This is a genomic window from Bacillus sp. 491mf (assembly GCF_900112415.1).
Lineage (GTDB): Bacteria > Bacillota > Bacilli > Bacillales > Bacillaceae_G > Bacillus_A.
Map to the genome: position 1 here is coordinate 36,685 of NZ_FOLV01000016.1, position 23,513 is coordinate 60,197.

The 23,513-nt window shown below is 36.4% G+C and carries 21 protein-coding genes; 5 read left to right on the top strand and 16 right to left on the bottom strand.

Annotated features, from left to right (window positions below; genetic code table 11):
• Positions 1-29: 29 nt before the first annotated feature.
• Positions 30-698, top strand: a complete 669-nt coding sequence (locus BM211_RS15505; protein ID WP_035433469.1) for a DUF1232 domain-containing protein — start codon at positions 30-32, stop codon at positions 696-698.
• Positions 699-759: 61 nt separating this feature from the next.
• Here BM211_RS15505 and BM211_RS15510 read toward each other — a convergent pair whose 3' ends face one another.
• Both BM211_RS15510 and BM211_RS15515 read right to left on the bottom strand, forming a co-directional pair.
• Positions 760-2,175 carry an amino acid permease gene (locus BM211_RS15510; RefSeq protein WP_090998450.1) on the bottom strand — a complete coding sequence of 472 codons (1,416 nt, stop codon included), beginning with the start codon at positions 2,173-2,175 and terminating at the stop codon, positions 760-762.
• A 234-nt stretch (positions 2,176-2,409) separates the two neighbouring features.
• Entirely contained in the window at positions 2,410-2,664 is a 255-nt protein-coding gene (locus BM211_RS15515; protein ID WP_035433467.1) for a biotin/lipoyl attachment domain-containing protein, read from the bottom strand.
• Positions 2,665-2,946: 282 nt separating this feature from the next.
• Between BM211_RS15515 and BM211_RS15520 the strand changes: the two genes are divergently transcribed.
• Together BM211_RS15520 and BM211_RS15525 are read left to right on the top strand one after the other, a co-directional pair.
• Positions 2,947-4,347: a sigma-54 interaction domain-containing protein gene (locus tag BM211_RS15520; protein WP_090998452.1), complete on the top strand. Its 1,401-nt coding sequence runs from the start codon at positions 2,947-2,949 to the stop codon at positions 4,345-4,347.
• Between the two features lie 64 nt (positions 4,348-4,411).
• Complete coding sequence (locus tag BM211_RS15525) at positions 4,412-5,290, top strand: aminoglycoside phosphotransferase family protein (RefSeq protein WP_090998453.1); 879 nt, start codon at positions 4,412-4,414, stop codon at positions 5,288-5,290.
• A 51-nt stretch (positions 5,291-5,341) separates the two neighbouring features.
• Here BM211_RS15525 and truA read toward each other — a convergent pair whose 3' ends face one another.
• From truA to BM211_RS15545, 4 genes are all read right to left on the bottom strand, one after another.
• Positions 5,342-6,079 (bottom strand): tRNA pseudouridine(38-40) synthase TruA, encoded by a 738-nt coding sequence (gene truA / locus BM211_RS15530; RefSeq protein WP_035433464.1) that lies wholly within the window; start codon positions 6,077-6,079, stop codon positions 5,342-5,344.
• Positions 6,080-6,335: 256 nt separating this feature from the next.
• Positions 6,336-6,833 carry a DinB family protein gene (locus BM211_RS15535; protein WP_035433463.1) on the bottom strand — a complete coding sequence of 166 codons (498 nt, stop codon included), beginning with the start codon at positions 6,831-6,833 and terminating at the stop codon, positions 6,336-6,338.
• A 193-nt stretch (positions 6,834-7,026) separates the two neighbouring features.
• Positions 7,027-7,872: a hypothetical protein gene (locus tag BM211_RS15540; RefSeq protein WP_090998455.1), complete on the bottom strand. Its 846-nt coding sequence runs from the start codon at positions 7,870-7,872 to the stop codon at positions 7,027-7,029.
• Between the two features lie 142 nt (positions 7,873-8,014).
• Positions 8,015-8,983 carry an aldo/keto reductase gene (locus BM211_RS15545; RefSeq protein WP_035433461.1) on the bottom strand — a complete coding sequence of 323 codons (969 nt, stop codon included), beginning with the start codon at positions 8,981-8,983 and terminating at the stop codon, positions 8,015-8,017.
• Between the two features lie 150 nt (positions 8,984-9,133).
• On the opposite strand from BM211_RS15545, the gene BM211_RS15550 reads away from it, so the two are divergent.
• Positions 9,134-9,799, top strand: a complete 666-nt coding sequence (locus tag BM211_RS15550; RefSeq protein WP_051957313.1) for a TetR/AcrR family transcriptional regulator — start codon at positions 9,134-9,136, stop codon at positions 9,797-9,799.
• 256 nt (positions 9,800-10,055) lie between these two features.
• Here BM211_RS15550 and abc-f read toward each other — a convergent pair whose 3' ends face one another.
• Both abc-f and BM211_RS15560 read right to left on the bottom strand, forming a co-directional pair.
• Positions 10,056-11,984, bottom strand: coding sequence for a ribosomal protection-like ABC-F family protein (gene abc-f / locus BM211_RS15555; RefSeq protein WP_090998457.1), 1,929 nt, complete (start codon positions 11,982-11,984; stop codon positions 10,056-10,058).
• Positions 11,985-12,446: 462 nt separating this feature from the next.
• Positions 12,447-13,331 (bottom strand): DnaD domain-containing protein, encoded by an 885-nt coding sequence (locus BM211_RS15560; RefSeq protein ID WP_090998459.1) that lies wholly within the window; start codon positions 13,329-13,331, stop codon positions 12,447-12,449.
• 390 nt (positions 13,332-13,721) lie between these two features.
• On the opposite strand from BM211_RS15560, the gene BM211_RS15565 reads away from it, so the two are divergent.
• Positions 13,722-15,170: a L,D-transpeptidase family protein gene (locus tag BM211_RS15565; RefSeq protein ID WP_035433458.1), complete on the top strand. Its 1,449-nt coding sequence runs from the start codon at positions 13,722-13,724 to the stop codon at positions 15,168-15,170.
• Between the two features lie 110 nt (positions 15,171-15,280).
• Here the strand turns inward: BM211_RS15565 and rlmD are convergent, their stop codons facing one another.
• The 8 genes from rlmD to BM211_RS15605 all read right to left on the bottom strand — a co-directional run bounded on the left by rlmD (position 15,281) and on the right by BM211_RS15605 (position 23,061).
• Entirely contained in the window at positions 15,281-16,666 is a 1,386-nt protein-coding gene (gene rlmD / locus BM211_RS15570) for a 23S rRNA (uracil(1939)-C(5))-methyltransferase RlmD (protein WP_035433457.1), read from the bottom strand.
• A gap of 10 nt (positions 16,667-16,676) precedes the next feature.
• Positions 16,677-17,540 carry a DNA-3-methyladenine glycosylase family protein gene (locus tag BM211_RS15575; RefSeq protein WP_035433455.1) on the bottom strand — a complete coding sequence of 288 codons (864 nt, stop codon included), beginning with the start codon at positions 17,538-17,540 and terminating at the stop codon, positions 16,677-16,679.
• Between the two features lie 58 nt (positions 17,541-17,598).
• Positions 17,599-18,381 carry a delta-lactam-biosynthetic de-N-acetylase gene (pdaA, locus tag BM211_RS15580; RefSeq protein ID WP_090998460.1) on the bottom strand — a complete coding sequence of 261 codons (783 nt, stop codon included), beginning with the start codon at positions 18,379-18,381 and terminating at the stop codon, positions 17,599-17,601.
• A gap of 176 nt (positions 18,382-18,557) precedes the next feature.
• The gene (locus BM211_RS15585; RefSeq protein WP_035433453.1) at positions 18,558-20,084 is read right to left on the bottom strand and encodes a fumarate hydratase; all 1,527 of its coding nucleotides are present in this window, start codon (positions 20,082-20,084) and stop codon (positions 18,558-18,560) included.
• A gap of 111 nt (positions 20,085-20,195) precedes the next feature.
• Entirely contained in the window at positions 20,196-21,452 is a 1,257-nt protein-coding gene (locus tag BM211_RS15590) for an ATP-binding protein (RefSeq protein ID WP_090998462.1), read from the bottom strand.
• Between the two features lie 14 nt (positions 21,453-21,466).
• On the bottom strand, positions 21,467-22,348 hold the full coding sequence (locus BM211_RS15595; RefSeq protein WP_090998464.1) for a tetratricopeptide repeat protein: 882 nt from the start codon (positions 22,346-22,348) through the stop codon (positions 21,467-21,469).
• Positions 22,329-22,781, bottom strand: coding sequence for a hypothetical protein (locus BM211_RS15600; RefSeq protein ID WP_090998466.1), 453 nt, complete (start codon positions 22,779-22,781; stop codon positions 22,329-22,331). The genes BM211_RS15595 and BM211_RS15600 overlap by 20 nt, the downstream gene beginning before the upstream one ends.
• Before the next feature lie 97 nt (positions 22,782-22,878).
• Positions 22,879-23,061 carry an SE1561 family protein gene (locus BM211_RS15605; protein WP_020061169.1) on the bottom strand — a complete coding sequence of 61 codons (183 nt, stop codon included), beginning with the start codon at positions 23,059-23,061 and terminating at the stop codon, positions 22,879-22,881.
• Between the last annotated feature and the right edge of the window lie 452 nt (positions 23,062-23,513).

The window sequence follows — 23,513 nt, forward strand, 5'->3', positions numbered from 1 at the left end:
TTCAGAAACAAAAAGGAGCGCCTAAACCTATGTCTATTCAGAATATAAATCATCAACTCGGTACGGTATTAAAGGAATTGTTACAAGAGCGTTCACTATCGATGCGACAATTTGGAACGCTAACCAATATTGACCCTTCCACCATTTCACGAATTATTAATGGAAAGCAACAAGCGAAGAAAAAGCACCTTCAAAAATTTGCAGAATGTCTCCAAATTCCTATACAGTTCTTATATGATGCAACGTACGCCAAACAGCCTCACCAAACTACTGAACCCCAGACTGAAATATATACATCAATTGATGCCATTCAAAACATATTACAATCCTCTAACGTATTTGATTACAAGTACACAACAACTCGTGTAAAACAAGAGCTTGAAAATTACGAACGCTATGCGAAAACAACAGAAGGCACACGCCTTATTCATGAAGGATTCCTAGCAAAATTGCAACAGCTTGATAGTACAGGTCCTTTCATTGATCAACTCACAGATATGTATCATCAATTTTGCAACGAAACGATTACATCGCAAGAACGAGCAATTATCGGAAGTGCCTTGCTTTATTTCGTTTTATCAACAGATATTATTCCAGATTACATATTTCCCATTGGATACTTAGATGATGCAATTGCGGTAGAATTAGTAAAGGAAAAATTAATTGCGATGAAAAACAAATCAGCGAAAGAAGAATAGCGCATTCCACATAAAAAACAAAGAAAATCGGCGCAGCATGCACCGATTTTCCTTGTTTTCATTATAAGCTATGTACTTCTTTTGCATTTGTTTCTTCAGTCTGTTTCATTTTTTTATTCTTAGAAAAATGATAAAACAGTAAGCAAGCAAGCAGAAACGGAATACCACAATACAATGCCATACGTTGATCTGGAATAAAAGCCATGCTCACAATTACAGCCATATTCAATCCGAAACAAAGGAGTGGCACAACGGGATACAACGGCGTTTTAAATTTCAGATCCTTAATATCCCCGCCTTGCTTTATGTACGTTCTTCTACTAAGAAGATTGGATAAACCAATCGATGCCCAGACTAGTATTCCACCGAATCCTGCAATAGAAAGAAGCCATAAATAAACTGTATCCTCTGCATATATACCAGATAATAAAGAAAGACAACCAAAAATCATACTTGTAATTAATGCATAAATAGGAACACCCTTTTTAGATAACTTCCCAAAAATTGGACTAATCATCCCTTGATTCGACATAGACCAAAGCATACGAGAAGTTGCATATAAGCCCGAATTTGCTACTGATAACACCGCTGTAATAATAACAAAGTTCATAATATCTGCAGCATATGGAATCCCAATTTTATCAAATACAACTACGAATGGACTTTCTACTAATCCCGCTTTTTCCCACGGGAATAACCCAGCGAGTATGAACATAGAAAGTATAAAGAAAACCAATATACGCCAAGCTGTATTTTTAATTGCTTGCGGAATGGCTTTCTCCGGATTTTCACTCTCACCGGCCGCAATCCCAACAATTTCGGTCCCCTGAAAGGAGAAATTAACGGCAATCATTGTAATTAGAACCGCTGTCAGTCCATTCGGGAACAGTCCCCCGTGATCAGTAAAGTTTGAAAGTATCGGTGCTGCTTCATTTCCTTTCATATGTAAAAATCCGAACATCGCTGCCCCGCCTAAAATAATAAATGCAATAATCGTAATGACTTTAATGCCCGCAACCCAAAACTCAACTTCCGCAAAACTCCGTGATGATAATGCATTAATCGAAAAAAGAAGGACTGCAAACACGACGCACCATATCCAAGATGGTACATGAGGAAACCAGCGCTTCATTAAAATGCTTACTGCAATCAACTCAATCCCTATCGTAGCAGCCCAGTTTAACCATGACATCCAACCAACTACATAACCTACCGCAGGCGAAATATTCTTTGCAGCATACATTTGATAAGATCCTGCATTCGGCATAGCAACTGCTAATTCGCCAAGGCAGAGCATCGTTAAATACATAACAAAGCCCCCAACAAGATACGCAACAAGTGCACCGCCTGGTCCGGCTTCATGAATTGTATAGCCAGATCCTAAGAAAAGCCCTGTACCGATAACCCCTCCAAGTGCAATCATAAATATGTGCCGACTTTTTAGCTCTCGCTTTAACTCCTGGTTTTGCTTTTCCATATGAATCCCCCTTGCCCAAAGATGTAAACGCCTTAAAAATAATGTAAAAAAATAAAAGTGCATTCTCATTATTACTATAAATTTGTAACAGGAGGGAGATGTTTCAAAAGAAACTCTCCCAATCCAAGGAAATACCGATAACCCGATAGATAGTTGCTACGAAAATTTCTTTATCATTTACTACAATTGTTTAAAAGACTCTTAGAAAACGGTACATTATCTAGAAAGACTGTATTAATCACTTCCTGTGATCAATAAATCATCTCTAACTGATATTAATAATGTTTCATTCGTGATAGCTTGTCCTTCTTCTACTTCTAGCAATTCCACATAGCCGCTAATTCCCACTTTTACTTCTACTTTCCGCTCATCCATCGTTTCAATTAAAGCTAATTTCTCCCACTCATAAACATAGGAGCTTTCGTTAATAAATAATTTCGCAACTTTGCCATAACAAGGACTGTACACGTTTTCTATCACTGTTTTCATCTTTTAAACCTCTCTCTCTTATGAATTGCGCATGTAACCCCTTTAACCCACCTCCAAATTGCTAGAATTCAACTATTATTTATGCAAGATGTATACCAACCTAATTTTTTTACTTGGATTTAAGAGTTCGTACTGAAAACATCTGCATTTTACACAAACTCTTTCTTCTCTTTGACAAATTTTTAAGGTTAAAAACGCAAATTTTTTTTGCATACTTGCAAAAATTTTATTAAAATTAAGAAAAATCAGTCTTCATAGAGTATAACGAGGAGAAGATGAAACATGCATACAGAAGAAATCAATTTCAAAAAATTAGTTGAAATGAATTCGTTATATGAAACTTTACTGAATGAAATTGATATTGGGATTCACATGATTAACGAAGAAGGCAAAACGATCATCTATAATCGTAAAATGATGGAAATTGAATCGATGGATCATAAAGATGTACTCTATAAAAATCTTTTAGAAGTATTTGCATTTGAAGAAAATCAAAACAGTACTCTTATCGAGGCGTTAACACTTGGAAAAGCAAAGAAAAATATCAAACAAACGTATTTTAATAATAAAGGACAAGAGATTACAACGATTAATGATACCTTTCCGATCGTGAAGAACGGAAAAATCAAGGGCGCTGTTGAAATCGTAAAAGAGTTTCCTCCATTAAAACAAATGAGTAAAGGAAACGCCATGCGAGTGCATCATACGAAATTTACCTTCGATCATATAATAGGGAATTCTAGCGCTATTCAATCGGTTATTACAGAAGCGAAAAGAGTAACACGGACCTCTTCCTCTGTACTGATCGTCGGAGAAACAGGAACCGGAAAAGAATTATTTGCACAAAGTATTCATCATGAAAGCCAGCGTGCCGGAAAGCCTTTTATCTCGCAAAATTGTGCAGCCATTCCTGAAACTTTAATGGAAAGCTTATTATTCGGTACAAACAAAGGAGCTTTTACAGGAGCAATCGATAAACCTGGTTTATTTGAGGAAGCGCATGGAGGAACTTTATTATTAGATGAAATTAACTCATTAAGTCCAGCACTGCAAGCTAAATTATTGCGTGCCATCCAAGATAAAACAATCCGAAGAATCGGCGGAACACAAGAAAAAGAAGTAGACGTTCGCATCATAGCTACAATTAATGAAGATCCAATTGAAGCTATCACGCACAATCGCTTACGAAAAGATTTATATTACAGATTAAGCGTCGTTACTTTATTTCTCCCATCTTTACGGCAGCGTAAAGATGACATTTTACCGCTTCTTCATCGTTTTATTGAAAAATATAATATGCAGTTTGGCTTACAAGTACAAGGTGTGGATGACAACGTAATCGACTTTTTCTATCAACACGATTGGCCCGGAAATATTCGCGAGTTAGAGCACATCATTGAAGGTTCTATGAACTTAATTGAAGATGAGGAAATGATTACAACATCCCATATCCCAACCCGTCTTTATGAGCTAACAAAAAATGAATGCTCTATTCAACCTCCCCTGGCTAGATGGGAAAGCAATCAATCGAAAACTTTAAAGAACACAATGAAAGACATGGAAAAAGAATATATCATTGAAATTCTTAGCGAGCATAATGGAAATATCTCGCAAGCCGCGAAGTATTTAGGATTAAGTAGGCAAAACTTGCAATATCGGTTGAAAAAGTATGGGTTGAACTAGTAGCCTTATATGTATTCTAGAGACCTTTGCTTATATTCGATGTTTATAGATAGGTGGTTTGCAAATGGATAAGCTGGAACAAGTCATAGAAAAATTCAAACTACACGTATTAATAATTGAAGATGTTCCTCAATCTTTTAGTTCAACAGTTTATAAAATCAAGTTAATCAATCAACGTACAGTTTATGTTAAGATTCCTTCTTCTAAAGTAAAACTTGAACGTGAATATACCATACTTGATCGATTACCCCATGAGTTATCCGTACCACAAGTATTAGATTATTGGGGAGGAAATGAGGAATGTAGCGGTGCATTGTTATTATCCGCAATCAACGGTGTACCGGCTACAGAGAAGGTAGATGCCAAATTAGCTTATGATATCGGAGTGCAACACGCTACGTTGCATGCAATTATTCCGAATGAGCAAGACTTCAAAAGTTCCATTCCCAATGTGTATAATCAATGGTCTGCGTTTATTCAGCAATTTTTTTATTCCTTTACAAAATATGCAAAAGAAGTAATCGACCCACATTTATACGAACAAAGCTTGCAATATTTTGAACATCATTTGAAATTACTTCCGTCTCCAGACGGACCTAGTTTTATACATATGGATTTTCGCCCTGGTAATATTTTAGTTTATGAAAATCAAGTAGCGGGTATCATTGACTTTGAAGGTACCCGCATCGGAGCAACCGAAATAGATTTCACAAAAATCAATCGTGATATCTTTATAAAATATCCCGGCACAATGGAAGCTTATCAACAAGGCTACGAGTCCGTTCGCCCTCTTATTAATTTACAGGAAGTTTTACCATTTTATCGCTTTATGGATGCATTTAACTCAATTGGTTGGTGTAAAAAAAGAGGCATTGAAAAACATCAAACCTTTTTACAGGAGAATTTAGCAATTCTAAACACGTTTTTTTCAAACGTGCGATAAATTTGCCCCCAATTCAAAGCTAATGTGTTTTGAAACGGGGGCTTGTTTAAATTAAAAATCAACTTTCTCCAAATACAATCCACTTGCCTCCGCAAGACAATTGATTTGATTTCGTTGTTTTCCCTCTAAAATTTGTGGTATTGCTTCAGCGTCTAACTGGCCTAATCCGACTTCTATTAACGCTCCAACAATTTTTCTCACCATATTGTGAAGAAATCCGTTTCCGCTTACTCTAACTTGAACGAAGCCATCCTGTTCCATTACATCTAATGAATAGATTTCACGAACCATTGATTTTTTCTTCGACTTCGCATTAGAGAAAGCTGTAAAATCATGCGAACCGATAAAATATTGAGCTGCTTTTCTCATGCTTTCAATATTCAACTTTTTTCCAACATGCATGCTATACTTTCGCATAAACGGATTCGTATGTTCTTCATTCCAAATCTTATATAAATACGTTTTCGCTTTCGAATTGTAGCGAGCATGGAAACGCTCCGAAACTAATTCCACATCAGTAATACTAATATCATTTGGTAAGTATTGATTTAAACTTTTTTTCACTTTATGCTCCGTCAAATTCTCATCAATCTTAAAGTTAGCTACTTGATTCAAAGCATGCACACCCGCATCTGTTCTGCTGCAGCCGATAATTTCAATTTCTTTTCCGAACATTTCAGATAATACATTTTCTATTTTTCCTTGAATGGTATTCTCGCTATTACCAAGACGCTGCCAGCCTTTATAGCGGCCGCCGTCATATTGAATTGTTAGTTTGTAGTTGTTCATTATTTTCTGCTACTAAAGTTATTCTGTTTTAGTAACAGACTCACCGCCTTTCTTTTACCTGTACCTAAATATACACCTTCATATGAAAAAATACCACGCTACAGGGTACCGTGGTAGATTATGAATACAAAATCGGTCTCTTGTATTCGGTATTATAGGAGTAATCACAGGGTCTTGTTGTAGACCGCAAAGTAATTATTCATATCTAAAAATATAGAAGTCAATTCACAGGAAAGGGTTCAACCAATAACCTTGTTTAGACCGGATATCCACCTGTTGGCGGTGGCCAAGCACTAAATAATCTGCGAATCAGTACAATTTCTCCTAAATGGTAGGAGTTGTGAGATGCAATATTGCGTAGCACACCGCCTCGGGTTTCACCAGGCCAGCTCTCCAATGGTTCGTCCAATTGAGCAGTTTGGGCAATCATGCATGCCTGCTCAATCCCCTGAAGAAAATACTGAATCGTCTGTTTCCACTCTTCCTCACTGCCAGGACATTCTCCTTCAGGCCAGCTCTCTCTTACATGAGCAGGCAGTGCAGGTTTTTCCCCCTGAGCAGCTAATAAGAGAAAGTCTTGCCAGTAGGTCATGTGTTTCACTAATTGATAAATAGAATAAGGTAGTTCCTCTCTGCGTTTTCCCGCAAGAGCCACGTCTATATCCGACAAAGCATTCTTGATGGGAAGATGTCCTCGTTCTCCCCTTAACGATTTTACTAATGCCTCGCTAAACGCTTTATTTGATTGCTCCATAATAATCGACTCACATCCTGTTTTATTTTCTAATTTGCTAATTTTATTGTTCTGTTTCTTTTATGAACATTACAAGAAACAAAATATCAAGAATCATCGACTTTTTAACGTACAGGAAATCGGTGATTTTTATTTAAATGGTACCTTAACATACAATTTTCTTGTTTTGTTCGTATCAGAACTATATTTCAAATTATTCTACTGTTTGGAATGGCTTTGTTTGAGTTACTTTCATCATTTTCATACGAGCAAATCGCTCATCTAAATTATTTTCAAGTACCCATTCATGATGTGTTTCCGCAACCATCGGTTTATCATCAACAGAAATACCTTCCCATTCAAAATCTACGGAAACATTTATCGTGTTATCCGCATTTTCTGTAACTGAGAAATTTTTCGGATAATGTCCGCTTTGTTTCACTTGATTTGAAATGGTTGCCAACCATTCGTTAAATCCTTTTAATGTATCGATTTTAGAACCTGTACTTAAATTCAATTCAAATTGTTCCGCTAGTAGTTCTTTGAATTTATCACCGTCCACAGATACCGTTTCCATTAAATATAACCAGTAATGCATAAATGATTTTGCTCTATTGTCTGCATAGGCCGATGTAAATTGCGGATTTTCTACATTACCGATTGGTTTTAAATGAACCTTTGTAAAAAGAGGCAAGTCATTCTCTCTAAGTGTCAAAATTGTTGAATAATGAATTTTGTAGCTGTATCTACTATTATCTGGGCGTATATTTTGATAAAGAATATCTGCTTCTAATGAAAGTTCCTCATCGTTCAACTGTTTGATTGATGTGTTTTCAACATGATGTGCATTTTGCCATCCTTCAAACATTTTTAATTTATCTTCTATACCCATTTTCCCTTTCGTTGTTCCAATTTGCGATGAAATGTCGATTTCTTCCGCTAAAATATCTAACTGATTGTCAATACGTGCTTTGTTAAATGGAGCTTCATATACTTGATACCAACGATGATATTGTGTTAATACTAAATGATTATTTTGAATGTCTTTAAATTTGTTCATGTTTTTTTGCTCCTTTATGATCTAACATTTCAAATTGGGTACACAAAATCATTTTATTATTTATATTTATATATAGATAAAACATATTTATTAATTCGAAGTCATACGTTTCTCTATTTGATTTTTCATATGATTATCAATCTTAATATCGATTACCAATCGTACCGCCAATTGGCGCAATCGTGTTTAAATATGCTAGTTCTTCTTCTGTTAAAGTTACTTCAAGAGCTGCTACATTTTGTTCTAAATACTTCACTCGCTTTGTACCCGGAATTGGCACGATTCCTTCGCCTTGGGCAACAACCCAAGCAAGTGCTAATTGTGCAGGCGTGCATTCTTTCTTTAGCGCAAGCTGCTTAATTCCTTCGACAATTTTCATATTCGAAGCAAACGCTTCTTCTGAAAAACGTGGATTATAATATCTCCAATCATCAGGTGTTAATTGATCACGACTTGTTAAATTTCCTGTTAAAAATCCGCGGCCAAGTGGACTATACGGAACGAATCCAACGCCTAATTCACGGCAAACTGGTAAAATATCTTTCTCTGGATCGCGTGACCAAAGAGAATATTCTGTTTGAACAGCTGAAATTGGATGAATTGCATGAGCTGTTTTTAATTGCTCACCTGTTACTTCAGACAGTCCAATATAACGTACTTTTCCTTCTTGCACTAACTTTGCCATTGCCCCTACAGTTTCTTCAATTGGTGTATTTGGATCAACTCGATGTAAATAATATAAGTCAATGTAGTCTGTTCCTAATCTTCTTAAACTTGCTTCACATGCTTCCTTCACATATTGAGGAGAACCGTTATATCCTAGTGATTTTGTTTCATTTCGCAACGCTCCGAACTTCGTTGCAATTTTCACATCATACCGAACCTTTTGTAACGCTTTCCCTACTAGTTTTTCATTTGTTCCCATTCCCTCTTCATCATATCCATAAATATCCGCTGTATCGAACATTGTAATTCCAAGTTCAAAAGCACGATGAATTGTTTTTGTCGCCTCTATCTCATCTGTTTGACCATAAAATTCAGACATCCCCATACAACCTAATCCGATTTCCGCTACTTCTAAACCTTGTGAACCTAGTTTCTTCTTTTTCATAAGTTCCCCTTCTTTCGAAAAGATAATGTAAAAAGAGAATAACACACAAAAAATAACAAGTAAACTGTTTTTGTGTTTTTAGTTCAATTAGTTTAATTTGTATAAATCCATAAACTAGCCTATAATAAAATGAATGCAAGGAGGGTTGTTATGTTAAATAACAATATCGATAATCAAGCAGAAATGAGAAAAAAGCTCATTTTTAAATTATTACCGATTGTAAAAAAACAAGGTATAAGCCCATTACGAACAGATGATATTGCTCGTTATATGGATATTAGCAAAGCAACTATGTACAAGTATTTCTCATCAAAAGATGAGATTATCCAATACATCGTCAAGATTTATGCCGAATATATTACTAGTATCGATCAAACCATTTTTGAAGAAACAGTCCCGTTCGGAGAGCGTTTTCAAAAAACATTTGAGCAGTCATTACTCATTGCTTTTTATATATCTGATACTTTTATATTAGATTTAAAGCATAGTGCTCCTGTACTATACGAGCAAATCGTACAAGCTCAAAACGAACGAAATAATAAATTAAAAAAATTCTATGAAAAACATATAAAAACAGAAGTGTTCAACACGATAAACCCTGCACTCATCCTTATCCAAGACGATATACTACTGCGGAAGCTCTTTGAACCTACAATCTTAATTCAAAACAATATGACTTTATATCAAGCACTTTTTGATTATTACATTCTTAAAAAGCAACAAGTCATTCATCATAAATATAAGGACGAGATAGATGATTCGAAAATGGAATCCACAATACAGTATATTGTTCAAAAAGTATCGAATTATATATAGACAGGTTACCAACTAACACTTGTTTCACATTTATTTCTTTCAACATTTAAAGACCTTATAGGGGGCACGATATTTCCATCAAGCTAATCCCCCTAAAATGAACAATACGCTATCCTTTCCATAGAATCATAAGAAAGGATAGTGTTTTTGTATGTCAATTTCTATATCTGATGAATTACAATTATTTGCTCAAAAGACTTAAAGCTTTTCATCTCTAAATACTTACAAAACTTAGGAGAGATATAGACCGTTAAAGTTAATCTCCAAAACTTAACCACAATTCCATCGCCGAATCTAGTTCATGATTTAATTCAAGTTTCCTACCATATAGCTGATTGAGTTCCTCATACTCGATAGGATCAGCAGCCATAGCTATATCTAGCTGTCTTATTTCCTCTTCAAGCCTTTCAATCTTCACTAGTGCCTTAGTCTTTACTGCTTCCCCCTTTATATCGTCCGCATCATTTCTTTGTTTCTTCACCTTCACGCTCTTTTTAACCGGTTCCTTCACATTCTTCAGGCTTAACTCCTCTTTTACGCTTTTATAATAATCGTAATTTCCAAGATAGCTTTTACAGGAGTGATCCTCAATATCAATTACTCTTTCACCGATTTTATTAATAAAATATCTGTCGTGAGAGATAAAAAATATAGTTCCCTTAAAATCCTCTAAAGCTTCCTCAAGAGTCTCTATCGAATCAATATCCAGATGATTGGTCGGCTCATCCAGTATTAATAAATTTACATCTTGATATAACAACATACCAAGTTTGAGTCTAATTCTTTCCCCACCTGATAAATGCTTTACTTTTTTGAAGACGCTATTTTTATAAAACATAAACTTTGATAAATATTCCCGTGCTTTTCCCTCCAGTATCGAGATATCCTCTCTAAAGCATTCCAGTACCGTAAGTTCTTCACTTTTAAAAGTAATTTTCTGCGGTAAATATGCCGCCATTACATTAGCACCTAATTCCACTACACCTTGATCCGGCTGCTCTTCCCCTAAAAGCATCTTTAAAAACGTGGTTTTCCCGCTGCCATTAGAGCCGATTAGCCCCACTCTTTCCCCGTAATGAACCATTACATCAGCATCCTTAAAAATTACTTTATCTCCATAGCTTTTAGAAAGTCCTACTGCTTTAATGGTTTCATTTCCGGATCTTTGCGCAGCCTTTACATGTAGCTTCATATTTTGTCTCTCAAACACCGGCTTTTCAATCCGCTCCATTTTATCGAGCTTTTTTTGTATACTAGCAGCTCTTCTAAAGAACTTGTTATTATCGGCTCTCATAGCCCAATCTCTCAAATCCGTTACGGTCTTTTCCATGGAATTAATCTTTTTTTGCTGCTCTCTAAAATGCTCATACTGAATGCGTAAATTCTCTTCCTTTTGATTCACATAAGATGAATAGTTCCCCTTGTAGGTGATAGACTCCATATCCTCTATTTCTACAATTTTTGTGACTACATTGTCTAAAAAATATCGATCATGGGATACGATAATGACAACTCCCTTATAGCTCTTCAAATAGCCCTCGAGCCATTCAACGGAATCCATATCTAAATGATTGGTCGGCTCATCAAGCAACAATATGTCTGGATCATGAATCAGTAGTTTCCCAAGTACAACGGTCGTTTTTTCACCGCCGCTCAATAAATCAAAATCCTTGTTTAAAAAGCTCTCATCAAATTTCAGCCCTGTGCAAACCTTGCCTAATTTTTCTTCTATATCATATCCGCCCTTCGCTTCATATAATTGAACTAAATCACTATACTTTTGCAGGGCTTTTTCTAACGCGGCATCTTCTAACGTCTTCATTTGCCCTTCTAATACACGCATTTCTTTCTCTATACAATGAACTTCCTCAAAAGCCATGTTTAAAACATCAATCACCTTTAAACCTTGTGGATACGAAGGCGTTTGCTCGAGATATGCACAAGTTGCCCCTCTCGGAAAGTGAATAAGACCTTCATCATATCCAGAGCTTGAGGTTTGTGGATAACCTGGATAATAATGCATAGGCTCTATCCCCGCAATTAACTTTAGGATCGTGCTCTTTCCGCTGCCATTTGCGCCAACAACCCCAACCTTCTCTCCTGCATAAACCTCAAAACTTATATTTTTAAGAACAAGTGTAGCATCCATATATTTCTTAATACCATTTAACGTTAATTCAAACATGCAATTCCCTTCTTTCATCCATAATACAAGTTACGCATTTTATGGACAGGACAAAGAAGACCTTCATTACTATTTTATTGTTAAAAATAAAAAGACCATAAGAAGATGATCTCTTCTTACAGTCTAAATAATCTGTGTAATATAATTTATGAAACTGTATACAAGCAGAAAATGTGTACGTCAAAAACACATTGTTATGCCTATACACTTCGCCTACTAAACAGAGGCGAACAATTTCAAAACAACTTTTGAAATATGTTATAAATTATAATCTCGATTTTAGTAAAGTAAGTTACCTTCTACATTGCCTTGATTCCATAAAGAGCATAACCAAATAAACCTAGTAAAATTAGGAAAATTAATACTCATTATAAAATCCCTATTAATTTTAATTTAAAATCAATATTAGCAATTAGTTGGTGTCATAACTTACTTTCCCCCTTCGGAATTTTCTTTATTATCTCACTTTTCGATATTTTTGTAAATACAATTAATGGAATTTCCAGTTCGCGGATGCCAACCATGTTCCTGCAAGAACTTCTGCAATTCTTCTTCAGACGGTACATTTTTCTCCCACTCTTCGCACTCCTTTAGAAACTCCTCAGTCTCATGAACGACAGAAGGTTCCTTCTTCCGAAACCGTACTGCTGCTTCCTCTACTTCACTAAGCTTCGTATATCCTCTCTCATGCCAGTCCCGTAAAATGCCTTTCACATAAGCAAGCGTATGCTTGTTATTTTCATGGGCAATCTGGAGTGCTTTCCATACAAGTTCATCTGACAAATCATTCATCCACGTATTCAGTTCCTCCTTCGTATACGGTGACAAGCTGCCAAAGTTTTGTTCATAAAACGTGAATACATCGCTATCTGGAGTCATTCCTTCATCTGCTTCACAGCTTTCAGCATCGGCTTGAGAATCCTTAACTGGTACGCCAAAATGCTCTAATAATAATGGAATATTCATCTCTTCCTCCAAACATTTTTCCAAAAACATGTGTACAAACTTTTTGCTTTTCACAGTCTTTAACTCACGCAACACACATTTTTCGATGTTCGTATTCGTAACCGGGTTATAGCGTAACCAATTTTTGATGTATAACTCCTTCGTTTCTGCATCATATACTATTTTTCCATAGTCGATGAACCGCTGCAGCAGCTTCTCAACAGTCTCTCGGTTATAACCTGTTTCCATCTCCGCTAAACGCTTCGGCAAGGAATAAATGCCGCATTGCGTCGTTTTAGAACATGTCAGCAAGTATATGTAAAAGTATCGTTCCTCTGGCGTTAACTCCAATACAAAATCATCCTGCCAAAAATCCACCTGTACATTTCGGTATACCGCCATATTAATTCCTCCCATCTTTGATGACACATATGAGATTTCCGTCTCCTTAATAGATATAAGGACAAAAGAGGAGATTTGGTAATTTGATTTTCAAAAAAATGACTACTACGGTTTTAGTTCTTTCGGGGGTGATTCTTGTAGTAGTAGTTTTTTATTTTGTTTTTTTAATGATTTATTACTTATAAGGGGCTTTTAAGGGGCTTTTAAGGGGCTTGCAAGGGGGTTATAATGGGCTATTCAGTGTCATTCTATTTAAAAAAATCCAAATTTGTCCAATTTAGAACAATAAAATCTAGTCAAAAGTAATGAAAATTTAAGAAGAATAAGGTACACTAATCAATGGTTTTAGTTTAAAATCGATTGACGTTGATATATACGGAGGAATAGTTTATGAACAACAACACAATAAATGAATCAGTTGAAGAAGTTGATAAAAAACGGTCAAGATCAAGCAAACGCTCTACAAATTGGAAACTTATCACAGCGGGCGGCGTTGGTATTATCGCGCTTCTTATTGGGGGAGTGAGTTATTATCAGACAACCCACTTCAATTCACAGATTACGATTAATGACACAAAAGTCGGTGGTATGACTGCTGATCAGGCAATCCAGAAATTAAAAGTATCTGGATTAGAAAACAAGGTCTATGTCGGAGAGAAACAAATTTTAGATGAAAAAAATACACAAACGGAACTTACAGAAAAAGATTTGCCTAAAGTTAAGGAACTATTAAAAAGCCAGTGGACATTTTTCCCTTCTTCAAAGGGAAAAAATTATTCACTGCTACCGAAAAATGCGGATCAGTATCGAAGCGAAACGCTGAAAAAACTTGTAGAAGAAAAGCTCATCTCTATGAATGAAGATTTAAAAGCGCCTCAAGATGCTATGGCGAAACTCGAACAAGGTAAAGTTGTTATTTCAAAAAGCGTTGACGGAAAACAGTATGACGTTGCTAGTCTATTAAAAGATTACGACAAGCAGAAGTATAAAAGTGAAATTCATTTGAAAACTGTATACATAAAGCCTATTAAAGAAAACGATTCGATTGTTAAAAAAGAAGAACAAGCACTACAGAATCTTCTTCAACAAACCATTGATTATAAGGTACAAAATAAAGTGCACTCTTTAAAAGCTAAAGATTTAATTAAAAACGCCTCTATGTCAAAAGATATGAAGGTTACAATCGACGCAAGTGACATTAAGAACAAGATTGCTGAAATTAATAATTCTCAATCAACATTAACTAAAAACTTCACATTTAAAACCCATTCTGGTTCGGTCATATCAGTAAGAGGACAAGGCTATGGCTGGGCAATAGATATTGAAAAAGAAGCAAAACGCGTCAAAGAAGCCTTCGAAAAAGGGGAAAAATCGCTTTCTGCTTCTCATATTTACGGAAATGGCTGGAATAATGAAGGCATCGGTTATGAAACAACAGCGAATAACGGCATTGGAGACACGTATGCGGAAGTGTCAATTGCTGAACAGCAAATTTGGATTTACAAAGATGGACAATTGGTAGTCACAACGAATGTAGTAACTGGTAAACATAGCACGAGTGAAGATACATCACCAGGTGTATGGTATATCCTTTATAAACGAACACCGTACACACTAAAAGGCAGTGCAGTAGGTAAACCCGATTATTCCGTTAATGTGGATTACTGGGCTCCATTTACAAACGGCGGACAAGGATTCCACGATGCCGGCTGGCGAACAAACTGGGCAAATAATGCCTATTTAACTGGAGGTTCGGGCGGATGTGTTAACCTCCCTCCTAGTATTGCGAAAACTGTGTATGATAATCTTAGTACTAATGAACCGGTTGTTGTGTACTAACAATATTTTCTTTATAAAAACAAAGAAGCAGGAAATCTTAAGTGATTGTCTGCTTCTTTGTTTTTTATTATTTATGCCATGTACTTATGGTACGGTTCAGCGTAATTCATTTACTTTTCTTTTCTAACAAGCCTAACAACATTCTCCACATGCGCCGTATGCGGGAACATATCAACTGGCTGTACATACTCCACGTCATAACTCTTCATTAACGTTTTCACATCACGCGCTAATGATGACGGGTTACAAGATACGTACACAACCGTTTCCGGTTTTACTTTTAAAATCGTTTCAAGTAGTTTATCATCACAACCAGTGCGCGGCGGATCCACAACGATGACATCTGGACGCCAGCCTTCTTTTACCCATTTTGGCAGCCATTGTTCCGCTTTTCCAGCCTCGTACTTTGTATTTGTGAAACCGTGACGCTTTGCATTTTTCTTCGCATCTTCAATCGCTTCTGGAATAACATCCATACCGCGCACTTCTGCTGCATCTTTTGCAAGCCACAGTCCGATTGTTCCAACGCCGCAATAAGCATCTACAACTTTTTCAGTTCCTGTTAAAGCAGCTGCTTTTTTCGCCTCGTTATATAACACAACGGTTTGCTCAGGATTTAACTGGAAGAATGCGCGTGCAGATAATTCAAATGATAAATCCCCGAGTGTTTCTTGAATTACTTCTTTTCCAGCTAAGCGGAATGTTTTATCGCCGAAGATGACTGATGTTTTACGCCAGTTCACATTTTGCATAATCGATTTTACAGACGGCATTTGTTTTTGCACTTCTGCAATAAACTGTTCTTTATTTGGCAATTCTTCTTTTGTCGTAATTAATGTAACTTGCACTTCCCCTGTTTGCACTGCAGCACGCGTTACAATTGTACGTACAAGACCTTTTTGTTTTCTTTCATTGTAAATAGAAATGTTCAGTTTTTCTAATATACGTCTTACAACTTTTGTTGCTTCGTTCGTTGCTTTATGTTGAATCATACAATGCGAGATATCAATTAAGCGATGTGAGTTTTGTTCGTATAATCCTGTGATGACCTTTTCATCTTTACGTCCGACTTGCAGTTGGCTTTTGTTACGATAATGCCATGGGTCTTCCATACCAAGCGTCTGACGAATCTTATCTTCCATACTGCCGTTCATATACTTCTCAAATGCTTGTACAACGATGTCACGTTTTTGATTTAATTGTTCTTGATAATCTAAATGCTGAAGCTGACAACCGCCGCATTTCTCATAAACAGCACATGGCGGCTTCAAGCGATGCGGGGAAGCTTTACGAATTTTTTTCACTTTTGCTTCTGCAAAGCCACGCTGAATTTTCGTTGTTTCTGCAACAACTTCTTCTCCTGGTAGTGCTCCTGGAATGAAGACAACCTGGCGCTTAAAGTAACCTACGCCCTCTCCGTTAATCCCAAGACGCTTAATTGTCACAGGAAATGTTTGACCAACTTCTAACTTACTCTCATGTTGTTTTTGTATCATTGTTACACCTCTACTCTATACTTTTCCATAAATATAATGATGCATAACTGCAATATGGTTCACACTCTTGTTTCATTCGTTCTAAAAATACGTCATCTGGCTTTTGTTCTAATTGAAATAGCTGTTGAAGTGCACGTTGAATCCCAATATCAGCTTTTGGAAACATATTTTGACGTCCAAGAGCAAATAGTAAGAAATTTTGTACAGTCCATGCCCCAATACCTCGCACTGGTAATAGCACCGCTGCAACTTCTTCGTCTGTTTTCTCCTCTAACTCTTCTAAGTTTAGCTTTCCGTCCACAATATGTTGTGCAAGTCCAATGATATACTCTGCTTTACGCTGACTAAATTTTTGATTTCTTAATTCTTCTACTGTAATATTTGCTACTTGTTCAGGCGTCGGAAAAAAGAAAACGCCTTTTCTTTCTGTTCCATATGTTTTTACAAATTGTTCTGTCAGTGCTGTCGCAAATTTCAGGTGAACTTGTTGATGAATAATACAGCGAAGAAGACAAGCAAAATAATCGAACTCTAAAATAATTGGAGTATATGCAAATGTTTCAAAAAGCGGCCGTAACGATGTGTTTAAAAAATGATGCTGAATCTCATGAAAAGGTTGATTCCATTGAAAAATAGAAGAAATACGCTTCATAATTTCATCTTGTTTATCGCTTTGGCTAGAAATCCAAAATTGCGGTGCTCCAGTTGTCCCCTTCCCTTGTACACGGACAATAACTTGCTTTCCATCTAGGGTAAGTGGGACATGAATGGTTTTATCTTCTAAATGAATGATATTTAACGGGTCAAAAGATAAACGTTTTAATACTTCTTCAAAACGATACGGATAATCTAACGTAATTTGTTCACTCCACATGCATTCCTCATCCTTTTTACACATCATTATAGCATGAGAAAACCGCAAGCATACATGCTTACGGTTGATTGCCTTTTACTAAATCATCTAAGCTTTTAAAATGATACCCCTTCTCGCGTAAATCATCAATGATTTTCGCAAGTGCTTCTGTGTTATCTTTCGAAATAGCGTGCAGCAAAATAACTGCTCCAGGGTGAATCATATTCATTACATTATTATGAGCATATTGCCATCCTCTTTGCTCGTCTACTTTCCAATCGAGAAAAGCAAGTGACCAAAAGACATTATAGTAGCCCATATCTTTTGCAAGCGCTAATGTACGTTCACTAAAAATACCGCGCGGTGGCCTTACATATCGTACTTCTTTTTGTCCTGTCACCTTTTTAATTTCGTCTGTTACAATTTGCAATTCCACGCGAAGCTTTGCATCATGTACCGTTGTAAAATCGGGATGACTCTGTGAGTGATTTCCAACAATATGTCCTTCATTCACCATTCGTTTTAATAAATCTGGTTGCGTTTTAATATAGTGTCCTGTCACAAAAAACGTTGCTGGGACTTTCTTTTCTTTTAACACATCAAGAATTTTTCCGGTAAAGCCATTTTCATATCCATTATCAAACGTTAAATAAATATCTTTTTTCTTTGTATCCCCTAAATAAAATCCTCCGTTTTTCTGCAGCAGCTCTGTAAATTTTTGACCAGCATCCGGGGGAGTTTCATTTTTCGCGCGTGGAATTCCCCAATGATTTGGTGTATTCACATAAGCAAGCACAGAAGTCGGAACAAGTACCATCATAATTGAAAAGATAATACCAATGTATAACCAATTACGCTTCATTGTATAAGCTCCTTTTCCTATATAATCGTACTTGTAGTTTCTGTGTCTATAATTTTTTCATGCCGAACACGTTTTTCCATTTATACCAATACAAAGAAACCAATATATCGGCTCTTTTTTTACGTTCGACGCACCGAACGCAAAAAAAAGAGCCGACAAACGTCAGCTCCTCATTCTTATTTAAAAACTGGTTCTTTAAACGATGCTAACTTCTCTAAAGATGATTTATCTACATCAGCATGTAAGCTATTACCGTGAGAATCCATCGTTACAACCGCTTTAAATCCTTCTATACGTAAATGCCACATTGCTTCTGGAATACCAAATTGTAAGAAATCAACGTCTTTTACTTCTTTAATGCACTCTGCGTAGTACTGTGCTGCACCGCCGATTGCATTTAAGTATACGCCGCCATGTTCATTTAATGCCGCCAATGTTTTCGCACCCATACCACCTTTACCGATAACAGCGCGAATACCAAATTTCTTCATAATATCGCCTTGGTACGGTTCTTCACGAATACTTGTTGTCGGTCCTGCCGCTTTAATTTTCCAATTGTCGTTTTCATCTTTTACAACAACTGGTCCGCAGTGATAAATAACTTGTCCATTTAAATCAACTGGGCAATCGTTATCCATTAAATGTTTATGAATTGCATCGCGGCCTGTATACATCATACCGTTGATCGTTACAACGTCACCAACGCGAAGTTCGCGAATTTGTTCCTCAGTAATTGGCGCCTGTAAGACGATTTCACGTTGTGTATTTGCTTCTTCGTTTGCTTCCTCGTGTTTTAACGTGTCTTCACCTTCTTGGTATAACCAGTCAATAATTTCACCTGATTCTGGGTGAATCGTTACACCTAGGCGGCGATATGCCCAACAGTTATACGCAACAGAAACATAGAAGCTAGCTGGAAGACGGTTGTATACACCGATTTTGCAGCCAAGTAATGTTGTTTCGCCGCCAAATCCCATCGTTCCAATACCAAGCTTATTGGCATTTTCCATAATATAATCTTCAAGTTGCTTCAATTCTGGAATTGAATTTTCATCATCTAATGAACGGAACAATTGGTTTTTCGCAAGTTCATAACCTGACGTGCGATCTCCTCCGATACCAACGCCAATTACGCCGGCGCTGCATCCTTGCCCTTGTGCTTGATATACCGCATGAAGAAGGCATTTACGAATTCCTTCTAAATCACGGCCAGCTCGGCCTAGTCCTTCAATTTCACAAGGTAAGCTGTATTGAATATTTTTATTTTCACAGCCACCGCCTTTTAAAATAAGGCGTGCATCAATATAATCTTTTTCCCATTGCTCAAACTTAATGACAGGTGTTCCTGGTCCTAAGTTATTTCCGCTGTTATCACCAAACAGAGAATCTACAGAGTTCGGGCGAAGCTTCCCGTCTTTCGTTGCTTGTTCGATTGCTTTGTAAATTGCTTCTTTAATTTGCAGTTGGTTTACACCAACTGGTGTGTACACTTTAAAAGTTGGCATCCCTGTATCTTGGCAAATTGGCGAAATATTATCATCAGCCATTTTAATGTTATTTGTAATTGTGCCAAGTGCCATCGCAGAACGAGTTCCTGCATTTTCTCGTTCCTTCGCTTGTTGAATTACACGCCTTACATCTTTCGGTAAATTCGTTGACGTTTCAACAATTAGTTGATACATGCTTTCTTGAAGCTTTTTCATAATTACTTCCCCCTCAATTGTGAACGCTACCAAAACGCATTTCAAAATTTCACAATATGATTATACTCTTTTTTTTCCATTCCTTCTATTTTCAATAGCGTCTTAATGAGATTATATTTTTTTGTATCTTTTTAAATATGCTTGTACATCATCATATGCACCGCTTTCATTTGCATATTTAATATAATTTTTAATTGTACGGAACCACTCTAACGTAGATGGCTTTGTTTCTACTATGGCATCGGTTAAATCCTTCATTGTAATCATTCGCTCTATGCCCGTTGTCATAATTTCTTCTAAAACATTTTCTAAAGCTAGCTCCACTACATTCTCAATATCAGCACCAGAATAGAGTTCTGTTTCTTTCGCTAGCAAATCGTAATCTATTGTTGAAATCGGTTTGCCTGCCAACTTAATTTTAAAAATACTGCTCCGTGCTTCTAAATCGGGCGGTGAAACAAAAATCATTTTGTCAAAGCGACCTGGTCTTTTAAATGCAGGATCAATATCCCACGGCATATTTGTCGCACCAATTAACAATAGTTTATCTGTATTCGTATCAATACCTTCGATTTCTGTTAACAATTGATCTATAACTGTTCTTAGTGTCGGATGCCCTGATGCTTTACTCCGGTTAAATCCAAGCGCATCCATTTCATCTAGAAATAAAATACATGGTTTTTTGGAACGAGCATATTGGAAAATTTCTCGTATGTTTTGTTCACTTACGCCAACATACGGATCAAGAATATCAGTAATACTCATTGTCGTAAAATGCGCTCCACATTCTCCCGCAGTTGCTTTTGCAATATATGTTTTACCGCAACCAGGAGGGCCATATAATAAAATACCGCCACCAACTTTTTTCTTAAACCGTTCAAATAACCCGGGTGAAGTAAAGGGTTTTATAATTTTCATTTGGATCGCTTTTTTCACATCATGCAAACCGCCGACATCCTGAAATGTAATCTGATCTTGTTCATATTTTTGTTTGCTTCTCCCGCCTTGAAGCACATTCATCGGAATCACATTTTCTTCCGCGTTTTCATTTACATAAGCTGTATGTAACTGTTTTTCTTTTTCAGGAGATGGCTCTACTACGTAATGCTCGTTTTTTTCAAAATGGCTCTCTTCTTCAGTTACATGTGGTGCTTCTTTCGGATTTGTAAGCGCCTGTGATAAAGCTGCGAGTTCAGCAGCAATTTTATCCTTCCATTCTTGATCACCATACTGAAGGGCTTTCGATAAAGCTTGCAGCGCATTTGCTATCTCTCCCTGCTCTTTATACTCTACCCCAATCAAATACCAAATCAATCCATTTTCTTCATCTTGTGCTATTACTTGTTTTAACACATCTATTTTATTCACCCTGCGCTCTCCCATCATGATCTTTTTATTTTTTTATATAACTTGTACATCGGTGTAGATAACCAACTCCATATACAAATGATAATATAAAATAAAAGTCCAGCTCTCAGTATAACGTCCGAATGTAACGTAGCTAATAAGCCCATCGTTCCGACACCTATTGCCCAAAAGATAAGCGGACCACCTATTTTATCGATGAGAACATTCGGAAAGAAAATAGGATGAATCAGCTCTTCTGCTTCTTCTAAAATTTCAAGTAAATCTTTATTATTAGGCGCCAACAAGAACGCTTGTCGATAATATTTGTATGCTTCTCTATACCTTTTCTTTGATGATGCATGGAGTCCTAACTTCACTAAAAAATTTACCTCATTATCTGATACATAATAATTATCTTTTAAAGATTCCTCTATTTCTTGTTTCGTTCCTATTGCGAGTAATAAAATAAATTGATAATGAAGAACGGTAGGATGGTTCGGATTAACTTCTACCGCCTCTTTTATGAGTTGCTTAGCTTTTTCAATATGACCTGTTTTTAATAAAATATATGCATATTTCGCCATCGCTTGCGCATTGGAAGGGTCTGAATACAGCACATTCAAAAAACTTTGCTCCGCTTTTTCAAGTTCATTCGTATATGTATATATATGTCCAAGTGTATAGTACACTTCTTCTGGGTCATAACCATGTTGCAAAGCTGATAAGCAAATCTCTTTTGCTTCATCATATTGTTCTAAATCTGCATAACAGCATCCCAAAAAGTACAATGCTCCCGCATGCTGCGGATTATGAGAAAGCAACGTTTCCAATTTCCGCTGTGCTATTTCAATATGACCAATCTCGTAATAATGCAACGCTTCTTGCCACAACATCGTTTCACTGTGTGAAGTTGACATGGAGCATCTCCCCTCCTGCTATCAATGCCGCTTGGGCCATGATACCAACTATTCCAACGATTAAACCGATCCGATGTAATGACTCTACATTTTCATTTACTAAATTATGAATTCGAAACCGTTCCCGCAGCGCATATACATACACACCTGTTACAACTACAGCAGCTATTCGAGAAGCAATCTTTAGCACATATATATCACCAATTAGAGCGGCAAAGATGAACATTGCTAATAAAGTCATTATTCCTATCATAAGAAGTATATATATTTTCTTTTTGGACTCTTTTAACCAAATCGCATTGCAAGTTCCTAAAATCATAATCGGAATAATCCCAAAAATAAGTCCAATAACAAAAAAATTATAAATATTATACGTTTTTGTTTCTCTCGCTTGTTTCCCTTGTAATACAGGTTCCATTAAGTTGCGTGACATATACTTCCTCCTTTTCCATATTTACATTATAAAGTATATTTTCATCCTATTTACAGCGAAAATAAAAAAGTCGACAACATTTGTTGTCGACTTCTGATTACTCACTCTTTTTAAATTGCTCACATTTAAACTCAATATCATCTAACATTTCAAGAAGGCGATCTACATCTTCTAGTTCCACGTCTTCTGGTTCAATTGTATCAATAACCTCTATAAACATATTTAAACGTTCTTTCAAATATACTAATTGTGAATCTTTATCATAAGTAGCATTTCCCATAGGTGCTCTCTCCTTTTTGTGCGAGTTATCTTGATTATTTCTTAAAAGATATAAGTATTCCTACATATTTGCAAAAAATAATACACTTATATAACCCGATTGCTTCGACTCATACTAAGCATACTCATTCGTTTGCTTGTTGAATCTTTATTTTATTATACAGTAAAAATGATTACCACGGACATGAATTTTTGCATTAATTTGAGTAAAATGATATGTTCCGCTATTCCTCCACCTCAAAATTCAAGGAAAATCGCAGAAGGTTCAACTAGATGAATCCATTTTAATTTTTCAATATGTAAATTGCTGCAATGCAGAAAAAGGATCCTTCTCTCGCTTTATTTAAACTTCGCATGTGGCAGAACTTCTATGTATGACCAGATGCTCTCGCCCATCTAAAAAGAATGGTTTTTCTTCAGTGGGGATAACTGTCCGTAAAAGCCCGATTGGGT

Coding starts and splice junctions, on each gene's coding strand:
- BM211_RS15505 (WP_035433469.1), top strand. CDS start 30: ATGTCTATTCAGAATATAAATCATCAACTCGGTACGGTATTAAAGGAA.
- BM211_RS15510 (WP_090998450.1), bottom strand. CDS start 2,175: ATGGAAAAGCAAAACCAGGAGTTAAAGCGAGAGCTAAAAAGTCGGCAC.
- BM211_RS15515 (WP_035433467.1), bottom strand. CDS start 2,664: ATGAAAACAGTGATAGAAAACGTGTACAGTCCTTGTTATGGCAAAGTT.
- BM211_RS15520 (WP_090998452.1), top strand. CDS start 2,947: ATGCATACAGAAGAAATCAATTTCAAAAAATTAGTTGAAATGAATTCG.
- BM211_RS15525 (WP_090998453.1), top strand. CDS start 4,412: ATGGATAAGCTGGAACAAGTCATAGAAAAATTCAAACTACACGTATTA.
- truA (WP_035433464.1), bottom strand. CDS start 6,079: ATGAACAACTACAAACTAACAATTCAATATGACGGCGGCCGCTATAAA.
- BM211_RS15535 (WP_035433463.1), bottom strand. CDS start 6,833: ATGGAGCAATCAAATAAAGCGTTTAGCGAGGCATTAGTAAAATCGTTA.
- BM211_RS15540 (WP_090998455.1), bottom strand. CDS start 7,872: ATGAACAAATTTAAAGACATTCAAAATAATCATTTAGTATTAACACAA.
- BM211_RS15545 (WP_035433461.1), bottom strand. CDS start 8,983: ATGAAAAAGAAGAAACTAGGTTCACAAGGTTTAGAAGTAGCGGAAATC.
- BM211_RS15550 (WP_051957313.1), top strand. CDS start 9,134: ATGTTAAATAACAATATCGATAATCAAGCAGAAATGAGAAAAAAGCTC.
- abc-f (WP_090998457.1), bottom strand. CDS start 11,984: ATGTTTGAATTAACGTTAAATGGTATTAAGAAATATATGGATGCTACA.
- BM211_RS15560 (WP_090998459.1), bottom strand. CDS start 13,331: ATGGCGGTATACCGAAATGTACAGGTGGATTTTTGGCAGGATGATTTT.
- BM211_RS15565 (WP_035433458.1), top strand. CDS start 13,722: ATGAACAACAACACAATAAATGAATCAGTTGAAGAAGTTGATAAAAAA.
- rlmD (WP_035433457.1), bottom strand. CDS start 16,666: ATGATACAAAAACAACATGAGAGTAAGTTAGAAGTTGGTCAAACATTT.
- BM211_RS15575 (WP_035433455.1), bottom strand. CDS start 17,540: ATGTGGAGTGAACAAATTACGTTAGATTATCCGTATCGTTTTGAAGAA.
- pdaA (WP_090998460.1), bottom strand. CDS start 18,381: ATGAAGCGTAATTGGTTATACATTGGTATTATCTTTTCAATTATGATG.
- BM211_RS15585 (WP_035433453.1), bottom strand. CDS start 20,084: ATGAAAAAGCTTCAAGAAAGCATGTATCAACTAATTGTTGAAACGTCA.
- BM211_RS15595 (WP_090998464.1), bottom strand. CDS start 22,348: ATGTCAACTTCACACAGTGAAACGATGTTGTGGCAAGAAGCGTTGCAT.
- BM211_RS15600 (WP_090998466.1), bottom strand. CDS start 22,781: ATGTCACGCAACTTAATGGAACCTGTATTACAAGGGAAACAAGCGAGA.
- BM211_RS15605 (WP_020061169.1), bottom strand. CDS start 23,061: ATGGGAAATGCTACTTATGATAAAGATTCACAATTAGTATATTTGAAA.